This is a genomic window from Vibrio sp. HA2012 (genome assembly GCF_002812955.1).
Classification (GTDB): domain Bacteria; phylum Pseudomonadota; class Gammaproteobacteria; order Enterobacterales; family Vibrionaceae; genus Vibrio.
In genome coordinates this window covers 425,273-438,075 of record NZ_PFXK01000002.1, presented here as the reverse complement: position 1 = coordinate 438,075, position 12,803 = coordinate 425,273, and the positions used below count along the sequence as shown (strand labels likewise).

Annotated in this window: 15 protein-coding genes; 5 read left to right on the top strand and 10 right to left on the bottom strand. The window is 42.6% G+C overall.

The window, feature by feature from the left end:
* Nucleotides 1–85: 85 nt before the first annotated feature.
* Both CSW98_RS05840 and CSW98_RS05835 read left to right on the top strand, forming a co-directional pair.
* Nucleotides 86–709 (top strand): SPOR domain-containing protein, encoded by a 624-nt coding sequence (locus tag CSW98_RS05840; RefSeq protein ID WP_100799517.1) that lies wholly within the window; start codon nt 86–88, stop codon nt 707–709.
* Between the two features lie 8 nt (nt 710–717).
* Entirely contained in the window at nt 718–1,722 is a 1,005-nt protein-coding gene (locus tag CSW98_RS05835; protein WP_100799516.1) for a D-alanine--D-alanine ligase, read from the top strand.
* Here CSW98_RS05835 and CSW98_RS05830 read toward each other — a convergent pair.
* Nucleotides 1,706–2,668, bottom strand: a complete 963-nt coding sequence (locus CSW98_RS05830) for a tyrosine-type recombinase/integrase (RefSeq protein WP_100799515.1) — start codon at nt 2,666–2,668, stop codon at nt 1,706–1,708. The two genes, CSW98_RS05835 and CSW98_RS05830, sit on opposite strands and share 17 nt — an antisense overlap.
* Before the next feature lie 101 nt (nt 2,669–2,769).
* On the opposite strand from CSW98_RS05830, the gene CSW98_RS05825 reads away from it, so the two are divergent.
* The 3 genes from CSW98_RS05825 (at nt 2,770) to CSW98_RS17520 (ending at nt 3,903) form a co-directional block, all read left to right on the top strand.
* Nucleotides 2,770–3,120 (top strand): DUF3319 domain-containing protein, encoded by a 351-nt coding sequence (locus CSW98_RS05825; RefSeq protein WP_100799514.1) that lies wholly within the window; start codon nt 2,770–2,772, stop codon nt 3,118–3,120.
* A complete protein-coding gene (gene yciH / locus CSW98_RS05820) occupies nt 3,117–3,428 on the top strand; it encodes a stress response translation initiation inhibitor YciH (RefSeq protein ID WP_100799513.1) in 312 nt (103 codons plus the stop codon). Before CSW98_RS05825 ends, yciH begins: the two co-directional genes overlap by 4 nt.
* A gap of 205 nt (nt 3,429–3,633) precedes the next feature.
* A complete protein-coding gene (locus CSW98_RS17520) occupies nt 3,634–3,903 on the top strand; it encodes a hypothetical protein (RefSeq protein WP_157810339.1) in 270 nt (89 codons plus the stop codon).
* Between the two features lie 327 nt (nt 3,904–4,230).
* On the opposite strand, the gene CSW98_RS05815 is transcribed toward CSW98_RS17520, so the two are convergent.
* The 9 genes from CSW98_RS05815 to CSW98_RS05775 form a co-directional block, all read right to left on the bottom strand.
* Complete coding sequence (locus tag CSW98_RS05815; protein WP_100799512.1) at nt 4,231–4,386, bottom strand: YoaH family protein; 156 nt, start codon at nt 4,384–4,386, stop codon at nt 4,231–4,233.
* A 58-nt stretch (nt 4,387–4,444) separates the two neighbouring features.
* On the bottom strand, nt 4,445–5,593 hold the full coding sequence (locus CSW98_RS05810) for a conjugal transfer protein TraF (RefSeq protein ID WP_100799511.1): 1,149 nt from the start codon (nt 5,591–5,593) through the stop codon (nt 4,445–4,447).
* A 62-nt stretch (nt 5,594–5,655) separates the two neighbouring features.
* Nucleotides 5,656–6,528, bottom strand: coding sequence for a DUF2861 family protein (locus tag CSW98_RS05805; RefSeq protein ID WP_100799510.1), 873 nt, complete (start codon nt 6,526–6,528; stop codon nt 5,656–5,658).
* The gene (gene vxrB, locus CSW98_RS05800; RefSeq protein WP_100799509.1) at nt 6,528–7,190 is read right to left on the bottom strand and encodes a response regulator transcription factor VxrB; all 663 of its coding nucleotides are present in this window, start codon (nt 7,188–7,190) and stop codon (nt 6,528–6,530) included. The genes CSW98_RS05805 and vxrB overlap by 1 nt, the downstream gene beginning before the upstream one ends.
* Nucleotides 7,165–8,628, bottom strand: a complete 1,464-nt coding sequence (gene vxrA, locus CSW98_RS05795; RefSeq protein WP_443083653.1) for a sensor histidine kinase VxrA — start codon at nt 8,626–8,628, stop codon at nt 7,165–7,167. The genes vxrB and vxrA overlap by 26 nt, the downstream gene beginning before the upstream one ends.
* Nucleotides 8,629–8,772: 144 nt before the next feature.
* The gene (pntB, locus tag CSW98_RS05790) at nt 8,773–10,149 is read right to left on the bottom strand and encodes a Re/Si-specific NAD(P)(+) transhydrogenase subunit beta (protein WP_100799507.1); all 1,377 of its coding nucleotides are present in this window, start codon (nt 10,147–10,149) and stop codon (nt 8,773–8,775) included.
* Nucleotides 10,150–10,159: 10 nt separating this feature from the next.
* Nucleotides 10,160–11,695, bottom strand: coding sequence for a Re/Si-specific NAD(P)(+) transhydrogenase subunit alpha (gene pntA / locus CSW98_RS05785; RefSeq protein WP_100799506.1), 1,536 nt, complete (start codon nt 11,693–11,695; stop codon nt 10,160–10,162).
* A 292-nt stretch (nt 11,696–11,987) separates the two neighbouring features.
* The gene (locus CSW98_RS05780) at nt 11,988–12,266 is read right to left on the bottom strand and encodes an HlyU family transcriptional regulator (protein WP_100799505.1); all 279 of its coding nucleotides are present in this window, start codon (nt 12,264–12,266) and stop codon (nt 11,988–11,990) included.
* Nucleotides 12,267–12,308: 42 nt separating this feature from the next.
* On the bottom strand, nt 12,309–12,677 hold the full coding sequence (locus tag CSW98_RS05775; protein WP_100799504.1) for a late competence development ComFB family protein: 369 nt from the start codon (nt 12,675–12,677) through the stop codon (nt 12,309–12,311).
* Between the last annotated feature and the right edge of the window lie 126 nt (nt 12,678–12,803).

The window sequence follows — 12,803 nt, the reverse complement described above, 5'->3', positions numbered from 1 at the left end:
CTGAAAATACTCAATAGATACTTGATTATCCGCCGTACCAAAGGCATCATCATCTATGATTCTGTTTTAACTCGATTAAGTCATCATGAAAAAGATTTCAATATTAGGCTTTACAGCATTGCTTGCCGCATGTTCATCCGGGACTTACACCACTGATGTAAGTTCAGATACCTATAGAGAGGATTATCAGACAAGCGGTCTGGCAAAACAACAGGTGCCTCAGGTTCAAAATATATCAACGGTGGAACCGCCTCAGCCACAAATAGCGTCGGCTCCTGTTGCGCCGCAACAGGTAGCGGTAGCTTCTCCGGCTCCTGCCCCTGTATTTGTTCAACCAGCCCCAGTACGTACGGTACAGACAACACCGGTCGTTACCAGTACTAAAAGGGTAAAGATTATCCCACCAACACAGCAACAGATAGACAGAAATCAGCGATTTGGTTATACCCTGCAGGTTATTGCTCTTGATAGTCCTTATAAGTCTCGTTCATATGCGGATCAACTTCCTGATGGCCCTGTCTGGGAGCATTTCAAGCGTGTAAATGGAACAGACTGGTACGCTATTCTATATGGTGATTATGCGACTAAATCGGAAGCAAAAGCGGCGATTCAATCGCTGCCAGAGTTTTTCCGAACCAGAAAACCTTTTGTAAAAAGTCTGGATGAGATCAAAAATTCAGCCTACCCGAAACTGAACAAGCTAAGATAATCAGGGTCATGCTAAAAAAAAATATTCTTCTTGTGTGCGGCGGAGGCTCTGCCGAACATGAGGTTTCGCTTGTTTCTGCCGCGTATTTGCAGAAGCAATTACAGACACAACCTGACTTTAATATCATCTGTGTAGAGATTCGTTCTGATTGCTGGGTTATGAACGATGGGAGTCAGGTCTCTTTCGATCTGCATAATAAAGGATTAAGTACTGAGAACGGACTGCTTTCAGTTGACTATATTGTGCCATGTATCCATGGTTTTCCTGGTGAAACTGGTGATTTACAATCGATGTTTGAATTGGCTGGTATTCCATTTTTAGGATGCGGACCGGAGGCAAGTAGAAACAGTTTTAATAAAATAACCTCTAAACTGTGGTATGACGCACTGGGTATTCCGAATACACCTTATTTGTTTCTTTCTGACCATACGAGTGAATCTTTAACCAGGGCAGAAGAAGCATTTGACCGCTGGGGAAAAGTTTTTGTCAAGGCAGCATCACAGGGGTCTTCTGTTGGATGTTACAATGTCACCAATCGAGAGGCTTTAGCTGAGGCGGTATTATCAGCTTTCTCTTATTCCAATCAGGTTTTAATAGAAAAATCAGTTAAACCCCGAGAACTGGAAGTTGCTGCGTATGAAATTAATGGTGAGTTATTTATCAGCAAGCCGGGAGAAGTGATTGCTCCGGAAGGTGATTTTTACTCATACGATGAAAAATACAGTTCAGTCAGCCACTCAATAACCGAAGTTGAGGCCAGAGGATTATCTGAGCAACAAATTGCCCTTATTCGTGACTACTCTCGTAAGGTATTTAGGCATATGAAGCTTAAAGATCTTGCTCGGATCGATTTTTTCCTGACAGAACATGGTGAAGTATATCTGAATGAGGTTAACACTTTTCCGGGTATGACTCCGATTTCCATGTTTCCGAAAATGCTTGAACATAACGGTCATCAGGTTTGTGACTTTCTTGCTAAGGCAATTGAAAACAGCCTCACTCCCAGGGTTTAATGATACGAAATTTGGCTTTTTCCAGCTCTGCAGTATTTTGCTTGCCCAGATATTGGGCAGGCATTACCGGGCATAGCCAGCGTCCGAATTCCTGAATTGATTTCAGGTCATATCCCTGTTGTTCTAATTCTTTTGCTGCGCCAACCCGGGCTGACTGACCGGTAAATCGCATCTCTGTTGACAGTCCTAATATATCGCTGGCCTGGCGGGATATTCGATAGATAGATGAATCATCTAATGCTTCAAAGCCAATATTGCCATGACGGTCTATTCGGCGAAATACAGAACCTGACTGCTCGGGAATATATTTTAACCATTGGTTGAAAATATAACTTGCTTCATGACTCAGCTTATAGGTAGCGGTTCCTATAGTGATCATTATTTGGTTATTACTTTTATCCAGTGCGGTAAACTGTAAATCACGTAAATCCGCCCGTTTTAAGGCACATTCGAACATAACATAATAAATAGCCAAATCCCGGTGTGATTTTACACTACTTTCCTTGTTCATTAACCGATTTAGCTCATGAAGGTGCTGATGAGTAAAGGCATTTGCCTGCCGGGCATCTCCGTGTTTATCCATTCTGATCGCCTGTAATGTAAAGCGTATTTGCCTGTGTGCTGTCGGATCGGGGAGGGAATGTAGTTGGTGAATAGTGCCAATTGTGACACTGTATCGTTTTATGGTCGCCAATTTTCTTTTTTTTGCTTCTGTCTCGAGAAAAAGACGGACAGCCGTGATTGATGCAGGAAGAGGGGAAACATGTTTGGCTTCACAAAATGAAATAAAATTATTCCAGTCTGATGTCATTGCTAATATGGAACTTTTTGAGTATTGACCATGTGTTAATTGGTTGATATCACTACATAGAATGGCTCTGGAAAACAGATTAACACTGGCTTTCCGGATATGAATATTATTAATAGGTGGGATATTCTTTTTCATCTTATGCACTATAACTAAATTTCACATACTTAATATTACGCTTGAATAACAATGAAATACAATTATTATATTAAGTATTATTCGTCGCAAAAAGGTTTATTATGGCTACAACTGTTCATCGAGGATTCACTCTTCAGTCAAATGCAAGTGCGCCAGATGTTTGGAGTGTCCAAATAAAAAACAGAGTCCTATCCGGTAACCTTGCTGCGGTAAAAAAATCAATTGACTGGTGGTGTGATACTGCATCAATGATTGACCCTAAAGAATTTGCTTCGTTAGCCCCCAAAAGAAATGAAGGGGGCGAACAACAGGAGGCTTATAACGGATATCTTTTAAAGAATGATACGGGCGCGAAAAATGGCTGGTATTGTTTTTTTAATGGTAAGTTAATTAAAGGTGGTAAAGAAGCCTTAAAGAGACATATTGATGCACACTCAGCGAGAAAGAGATGACATTAGTATATTCAACAGAAACTGGCCGGATCAAACCTGAAGCAGACAAGCCACTACGCCCTAAGGGTGATGGTATTGTCCGGATACAACGTCAGACGAAAGGACGCAAAGGTAAAGGAGTGTGTATTGTCTCGGGCCTTGACCTTGATGATGCTCCGTTAAAGTTGCTTGCAGCAGAGCTGAAGAAAGTATGTGGCTGTGGTGGTGCAGTAAAAGATGGAAATATAGAAATTCAAGGCGATAGCCGGGATAAGCTAAAACTCCATCTGGAGAAAAAAGGCTATACCGTTAAGCTGGCTGGTGGGTAATTTGTGTAAGTAAAATCTGATAGGCATGGAGAGTTCAGGTTTTATTGTACTATATTTAACATAACGCACGTAATGCGCACTTTGTATGGAGGTTAAAGTTATACTGTCACTTTAGAGCAAAGTTAAAATGTTTCCATAAACCCGCCTCTGTCTATGGTTAACACTACCGGAACCAAACTTAAGAAACATTAAGATGTTGGTAACTATGAGTGATAATGAGTTAAGTCGCTTGCACATCATTCGGGGTGTTTGTGAACGCCGTCTGCGCTGTTCAGATGATGCAAACATTTACCTGACGAAACCAAATCACCAGGACGAACATTCTCACAGACTCTGGAAAAAAACACCGCCACTACCAAAAGTCCCATCAATCCCAGCTATACGCAAAGTAAGCACCAACTTCATTTTGTCACGTTTCAATCTACCCGCAGCACAAATGACTACAGAAAAACAACGCCTGAACGTCTTTCATTAAGATCTGTAAATTTATTACAAATTTGAGTGATGAATGATCTTTCTGCGCAGTAGAGCTATTCGCCACATAAATGATGCAGAGTTATGTGATAACTATTTGATAAATAGTTTATTTTTATATGTTTTATGGATCAGCTCAATGTGGAGTTAATGATCCTGCCAGATTCAAGCCCCCTTTTTCTGAATGCTGAAGTCCTGAAGAGCTTTTTCTTGTTATTGTGTTTTTGTGGGATAGATGATTATTATGGTAGGTATGATGATATTTAGTTATAGTGCGTTACAACACTTCGCTCTAATGAAAAAACAGGCATAAGCCCGTCCGTCTAATCTACTTCTGCTTTTCCTCTTCTAATTTGGCTCTGATTTCTTCAGCAACCATTTGAATGGCTTTAGCTGTACTTATCCCCTGTGCCATTAAGGCTTGGATTTTCTCTACAGCCAGTTGCTGTTCCTGATGTGATAAAGTCGGTAGGTCGTTAAACATATTAGCCTCTGAAAATGCAGAGGCTGAATATAGATGGTTTACCTTACACTGTCGAGCACTAATATGTGGTCAGAAAATTAATATACCCACCCATAGCATCTTCATTGGTATAACTTACAGTAAGATCCAGCTCGAACAGTCCTAATGGCGAAAGTCCTATGCCTGCAGTAAATGTCCCTTCACTATCTTCATAGGCCATATTTTTCTTATAACCACCACGAAGTTGTAATTGACGCATAATATCCAGTTCCAACCCAGCTTTTAGCCATTGCGTATTATCTTCAAAATCATCAAAACGAGTATCTTCAGTCAAATCATAATCCGCGCTAATGGTAAAATAGTCAAACACCAATCCGGCTCCGACCGTGTATTGAGGCTGAATTTTGTATGTAAAGGTTTTACTTGCCCCACCGGTTGTAAGAACCGGTTCACTTTCAACATCTCTTGAGATGAGATTCATTGCAGAGAAGCCCACACGAAACGGACCGTAAAACCACATTGCCCCAGCATCTATATTGAACGTAGTTTCAGCATTCTTATTATCCATCAAATCCTGAAGATCATAATTTGTTGCTGATGCAGCATAAGCGTAAGAATAAACCCGTTGTAACTTGGGTGAAATACCAAACGACATATGCTGGCCAAGAACTGTCTGGTATTTCGCAATAGAGATACCAGCTTCAGCTACACCAACAGAAGCAATTTCAATGAAACTATTTTGAGCCCGGGTTAATGTATCGGTATCACTACTAAAATTAGGGGTGACAAACGATTCCATATACGCCTTGCCAAAAATATTCATAGCTAAATATGGATTAGGAATTCCGAAGGCAACTGCCCCACCAAATTCCAGCTTTGCATCTGTGCCGTCCATATTATCCATAGCCAGCTGAGCATTTGTGGCAGCGGTGACAGCGTCACTGGAGGCCAGTTTAATTGCATCTGACAAAGCATCGATTTCATCAGCCAGGCCATCTTCATCGTTATATACCAAACCGGCACTCGGCAGTAACATCCCGGCATCGTCATTACGTCGGTAAATGGCTGTCAATGCAGGATTGTAAAAAGGAGCGGTCAGATAATTTGCGGCAACGACCCCCGTCCCTCCCATAGCAGAGCCCCGGGCTTCAACGCCATAACTCCCGGCAACAGAAAATGTGGATGAGACAACAAGTGCAGCAGCAATAGATAAGCGAAGTTTGTACATAACAAGACCCAAAGAAATACAGTATTCACTTTTATCGGCTACTGGAGAATATTCTTTATAGACTATTCTTCAGATATATCATAAGTTTTACTGATAACCTGCTGCTCCTCGATGAGGATCTGCCCTTGCCAGCGTTTATGTGCGATGGATATTGCCAGAACATAACGATTAGGATTCAGCGTTATGGCAGGTAAAACAGAAGGATAATTTGCTTCGTAATCCTGATGCCATACCTGAACATATTCGCTATCAGCGTAGTCATACAAAGATACATTCAAAACTGGCAGTGGGCAGTAAGAATTTAAAAGTTCCTGCTTATCAACGACCCAGCTATCCTGAGACTGCCAGCGAACGATCTGTTTAGGAGAAGAATGACTGATGATAATCCAGGAATGCCACACTTCTTTTTCATCTTCAGCATGAACCTTAAGCTGATACAGTCCCGGTTCCAGAGCCCTGTTCAAGATATAGCCTCGCTGATAGACAAAGCTCTCCCGGCTATTATTTTCAACGCGTTCGGGATCAGATGCATTGGATAATTTTTCATCTGGCCATTTAATTAATTCTATCGTATCGACTTCTTTACCTGAATTAACTTCAACAGTAACTCTTTCCGTATGTCTTCCCGGACTTTGTACCGATTGCTTCCGAATCACAACTCTTTTTAGCCAATCCGGTAATTCTTCACTGTGCAGGCTTTTTCCACAGTCTTTATCCAGCGATTTCAGTAGCAATTCATTCAGGTGTGGTGCTATATAAGGGGCATTTTCAGTTTGCCATGCCTGCACCATCGCAGAAAAACTATCGGTAAGATTATCCTCAAGCAGCAGTTGGTGAGCTCTGGTAAGTGAACTTTGTTCATTAAACCAATCTCCCGCACTCACCATAGGTTGGGAGAATAGTAACAACAAGCCTAACCCTACACGTTTGAACATCAGGCTTTCATCTTGTATCCGACCCCTCTCAGGGTCTCAATTTCCAGTCCGGGCAGCTTTTGGCGAAGCTGTAACACATGCGTATCAACGGTTCTGGTCGTCGGAAAATGGTTATACCCCCATACATGATCTAATAGTTCATCCCGGGTAAATACCCTCCCTAAATTACTGGCAAGAAAAAGTAACAAATCGAATTCCGTTCTGGTCAGCGTTACCATCTGACCATTATAAACGACTTCACGTGTTGCTTTATCTATAACCAAGTTACTGGTAATCACTTTTGAATCATCATCCTGATCGCTGTCATTCTGACTACGTAACTGAGCCCGAATTCTGGCGAAAAGTTCTGCTTCCGCAAACGGTTTTGTCAGATAATCATTCGCACCGGCATCCAGACCTGAAACTTTGTCCTTAATCGTTACTCTTGCTGTTAACAAAATAACAGGAACCGGGCTAATATTTTTCCACTCCTTAAGGTGTTCAACCGAATCACCGTCCGGGAGCTGACGATCAAGGATGACAAGCGCTGCTTTCGCCCATAGAGGCGCTACTTCCGAAATACGTTCAGCATGCAAGCATTCATAGCCTGCCTGTTCCAGACTCACTAACAGCCCATCCGCCAGATTCTTATCATCTTCAACGAGTAGCAATGTCTGTTTCACAAGGTATCTCCATTATAAATGTCGTTGGTGGTCCTTCGAGAGTCATTTTTCCTCCCATTCGGCTAACCATAGATTCAACGATTGTTAGTCCCAAACCGAGACCAGATTTACTTACAAACGGTTTTTTTAGCTTTTTCCAGTCCTTATGAGTCAGACATCCCTGATCAATTACACTGAATATTACTCCATTTTTCAGGAGTCTTACCTGTATTCTGACAGGCGCTATACCATACTTTGCCGCATTATTTACCAGATTATCCAGACAAGTGCCTAACCAGTAAATACTGACTTTTATAGCCGCATCTTTTTCTGCCACTATATCGATATGATATTCATTCTCTTCATAACGAAACGTAAGCCAGTCAACCACAGACGGGATCCACTGTGTTCCCATTGCCTGAGTATCAGACTGAAGATAATCTTTGCTTGCTTCGGCAAGCTGCCTTAACCTTCGGGTATCCTGACACAGACGTGTAAATTCACCATAAACCGATTCTGGCAACAGGCTGAATGACCTTCTGAATCCTTCCACTGTCAATGATAAACTTGCAATAGGGGTTCTCAGCTCATGGGTCAGTATCTGCAACACTAACATACGACTTCTCAGTTCCTGACGCTTTACATTCCACCGGTATACAAACCAGCCAATCATCAGAGACACATTCAGAATAACCAGAGCGATCATGCTCTTCAGTAATAAGTCCGAGTTATCTTTCTCATCCCAGCACACATTACCACGTCGCAAAGAACAATAACTGTCTTCATCAACCATGCTGTACATCAACCCTGCTGCTATACTATTTTTCTGCCAGAGATCCGCCGGAAACAGATAATAATTATCCCCGTTTCTGAGCCATAGTTCCTGATCTTCAATAAACATGTCAGCACCGGCAATTAACGATGATAATGCCGTATATGACATCTTCTGAAGTCGCCCTAGCAGTTGATCCTCCGGTGCCTGCGGACGTTCTTGTATATGCATATAATTCTGCAGTGTCTCAAACATTTCCGGATGCACAGCCACATAGCGAGCAGCGTAACTGCCCCCTCCAGGATGAATCATTCCAGAGCGGGAAAACCACTTTTCCGGAAGAGATGTTCCCCGGCAGAGTGCTCTGATAAAACTTAGAGGCTCAGTCACCAATGGGCTTAAAGGGAGCTTTCCGCTGCATTTCTCAGACAGAGAATAAAGCTGCTGAATATCTTTCAAGGGATATCTTGCTGTTTGCGGCAGCATAGACTCCTGAACAATCAGTCTGGTTGGGAAATTTGCCTGAACAACCCGAATATCATAAACATAACTTGCCTGTGTGTAGTCAAATAAGTTGATAAAAGACTCCACCTTTTCAGGAAGACTCTCATCAGCCCATGCCCCAGACGAGAGCAGATAGCATAATGTTAAAATGATACGAATATACAAGTCAGAAACCTTAATCAACGCCACTTATTTACTATACCGAAGTAACCTCGGTATATATATATGATTAAATCAGATAGATATTGATTGACCCAAAAAAGAAGAACCAGCCTAATATATAGGCTGGTTCTTAATCTGTGTCAGTATACTGTAAAAGCTAATTAATTATAGAGCCTTATAAATAGCTTCCACACTTTCTTTCGCATCTCCAAAGAGCATTTGGGTATTTTCTTTGAAGAACAGAGGATTCTGAACACCTGCATAACCGGTATTCATCGAGCGCTTAAACACAACGACATTCTGTGCATTCCAAACTTCCAGCACTGGCATACCAGCAATCGGGCTGCCTGGATCTTCCAGCGCTGCCGGATTAACCGTATCGTTTGCACCGATAACCAGAACGGTATCTGTTTCAGGAAAATCATCATTGATTTCATCCATTTCCAGTACAATGTCATATGGTACTTTGGCTTCTGCCAGAAGAACGTTCATGTGACCCGGTAACCGTCCCGCTACAGGGTGAATACCAAATCGAACTTCAACACCTTGTGAACGCAGTTTTTCTGTAATTTCATACACTGGATACTGAGCCTGAGCAACCGCCATACCGTATCCCGGAGTAATGATTACCGACTTAGAGTTCTTCAGCATGTCTGCCACTTCTTCAGCACTGGTTTCACGGTGCTCACCATATTCAGTGTCCGCACTTACAGATACTGTCTGGCCAAAACCACCGGCAATAACTGAAATAAATGAACGGTTCATCGCCTTACACATGATGTAAGACAGAATTGCGCCGGAAGAACCCACCAATGCACCGGTTACAATAAGCAGATCGTTTGCCAGCATAAAACCAGCCGCAGCCGCAGCCCAACCGGAATAGGAGTTCAACATGGAGACTACCACCGGCATATCAGCACCACCAATAGATGCCACCAGATGATAACCAAAAACAAAAGCAATTAGCGTCATCACCATCAGTGCAAACATACTGCCTTCTGTTTTAACGAAATAGATCATCAACAGCGTTGAAGCCACAATCGCCAGAAGGTTCAGTTTATGTTTATGCGGGATATTCAGCGGCGAGGATGAAATAACACCACGCAACTTACCGAATGCAACAATAGAACCGGTAAAAGTAACAGCACCAATAAACACACCCAAGAACACTTCAACCAGATGGATGCTCAGCATTGCACCTTCAAGTTCAACACCATGGTACAGATAGCTGTTATAACCAACCAACACAGCAGCCATCCCCACAAAGCTATGCAGAACAGCAACCAGTTCCGGCATTTCGGTCATTTCAACTTTCTTAGCATAATAAATACCGATGCTGCCACCGATAACCATCGCAAGAATGATCCAACCAAAACCAGATGCTTCCGGGCCAAAAATAGTCGCAACCAGTGCGATTGTCATACCGGTAATACCATAGTAGTTACCGGCACGGGCAGATTCCTGCTTAGACAGCCCCGCAAGGCTCATGATAAATAGAACCGCAGCAACAATGTATGCGGCTTGTACTAATCCTGCAGACATTTATTACTCCTTAGTCTTTACGGAACATTTCAAGCATACGTTTGGTCACGGTAAAACCACCAAAGATATTGATGCTTGCAATTAACACAGCGATAAATGCAAGGATTGATACTGCTGTACTTCCCTGCCCGATTTGCAATAAAGCACCGACAACGATAATGCCTGAAATAGCATTCGTTACCGACATCAGTGGCGTATGCAATGCATGAGTCACATTCCAGACTACGTAATAACCAACGACACAGGCCAGAACAAATACTGTAAAGTGAGAAAGGAATGCTGCCGGAGCCACACTGGCAACCCAGCCAAATGCAGCAACACCCAGAGCAAGTCCCGCAAATTTCTTAATCGGAGAAACCGGCTTTTCTTCTTTTTTTTCTTTTGGCGCTACTGGTGCTGATTCTGTTTTCGGTTGTGCCGATACCTGAATTGGCGGAGCCGGCCAGGTCACGTCACCTTCTTTGACAACAGTAACACCACGAAGAACAACATCTTCAAAATTAATATCGATATTACCGTCTTTCTCTTTACACAGCAGTTTCAGAAGGTTGACAAGATTGGTGCCGTAAAGCTGAGAAGACTGAGTTGGCAAACGCCCCACCATGTCGGTATACCCGACAACCTTCACGCCGTTAGCTGTCGTGATAACTTTGTCTGCTTCTGTGTATTCACAGTTACCGCCATTGGCAGCCGCAAGGTCGACAATCACGCTACCCGCTTTCATGCTGTCAACCATGTCTTTGGTAATCAGCTTAGGAGCAGGGCGGCCCGGGATCAGTGCTGTCGTGATGATAATATCAACATCTTTCGCCTGCTCTGCATAGAGCTCTGCCGCTTTCTTATTGAAATCATCCGACATTTCTTTTGCATAGCCATCACCAGCGCCTGTATCTTCTGCAAAATCAACTTCAAGAAATTCTGCGCCCATTGACTGGACTTGTTCCTTAACTTCCGGACGAACGTCAAAAGCACGAACGATAGCACCCAGACTACCTGCAGCGCCAATAGCAGCAAGACCTGCCACACCGGCTCCAGCCACCAGTACTTTCGCTGGCGGAACCTTACCGGCAGCAGTAATCTGTCCGGTAAAGAAACGGCCAAATTCGTGTGCAGCTTCAACCACAGCACGATAACCGGCAATATTCGCCATAGAGCTTAACGCATCAAGAGCTTGTGCTCTGGAAATACGAGGAACACAGTCCATCGCCATTACGTTAATTTTCTTAGAAGACAGTCTTTCCATCAGCTCTGCATTCTGAGCAGGCCAGATAAAACTGATCAGACTTGCGCCTTCTTTAATCAGCTCTATTTCACTGTCTGAAGGCGCATTCACCTTCAGAATTAAATCTGCATCCCATATAGCCTCTGTTGTTACTACAGAAGCACCGGCAGCCTCAAAAGCTGCATTATCAAAGCTGGCGTGTATACCGGCATTTGATTCGACTGAGACATCAAATCCCAGTTTTAATAGCTGTTCAACCGTTTTAGGTGTTGCAGCCACTCGTGTTTCACCTGCGAGTATCTCTCTAGGCACACCAATTTGCATCGTTATTCCCTACTATTGGCACAATAAATGTTCTGTTTTTATCTGACGATGACCCTGACTTCAAGCGTTTTATGGTAAAAAAACTCAAATCAGTACCATTCTATACTGAAAACGTTAGATTCTCTCTTTTAGAAAGCAAAAACTCAACGAAAACAGCACTAAACAGAGGTCAAACCAGAATGTTGTTTTATGATAATTAAAAAGAGTCAGTTGCCCATGTGCAAATGACTCTTCAAAAGACAATACATAACAAGAAGTTTGCAAAATTTCAAACCATAGAAAATCTTGCGTTTTAGCCGAAAATGCTGTCACCCATCTGATCGATAAACATTTTAGCTTTATTCAGCATCATCTCATTAGCATCTCGCTCCGAACTAAGTAAATCAGAGCGAATAAATCTGTGGATTTTTATCTCACCATCAATTTCTTTGGTGATTCTTCCGGCAATCCGGTATTGTCCGTGCTCACTCAGAGCTTCCTGATAAATCAGAAAACTCTTATATTCAAACGGCTCAACCTCCACTTGTTTTTCCTTTGCTACAGAACCGAATAACTTTGAAAATAACCCCACGTTATACTCCCGACAACAACTTAACAGATACGAAGCATCTTACTACTTATGACCTTTTACTGGAATAATCGGCTCTTCATACCATTCCAGCTCATCATCATCACTTCGCTCTGCAATTATTACCGGGATATCGCCGTCATCACGTTTTTTACGTTGATCATCAACAATCAATGACTCTGCCGCTTTTAAAGCCGTAATAGCCTGCTCCTGCATTGCGACCAGTTTCTCTTCCGGTAACCGGGACAGAAAATCAATATCGTAACGAATATAAACCGGCCGTAACTGGTTCAATGCGATACAAGCCAAATCGGCTAGCTGCTCATGCGTATATTTTTTTGTATATTCCAGCTTCGCAAGCTTAGACCCTACAAGCGTTTCCATATAATTATGCACATCAACACTTATCTGCATGTTATTCTCCGTATGTTCGCTTACCCAACTAACTTAATCATAGCCACAGTTTAGACAACATAGTAGGAAGAAAAAATTCTGACACATCGACCAAGGCTCCTTTATCCCAGTAATGTTGTCTGCGCC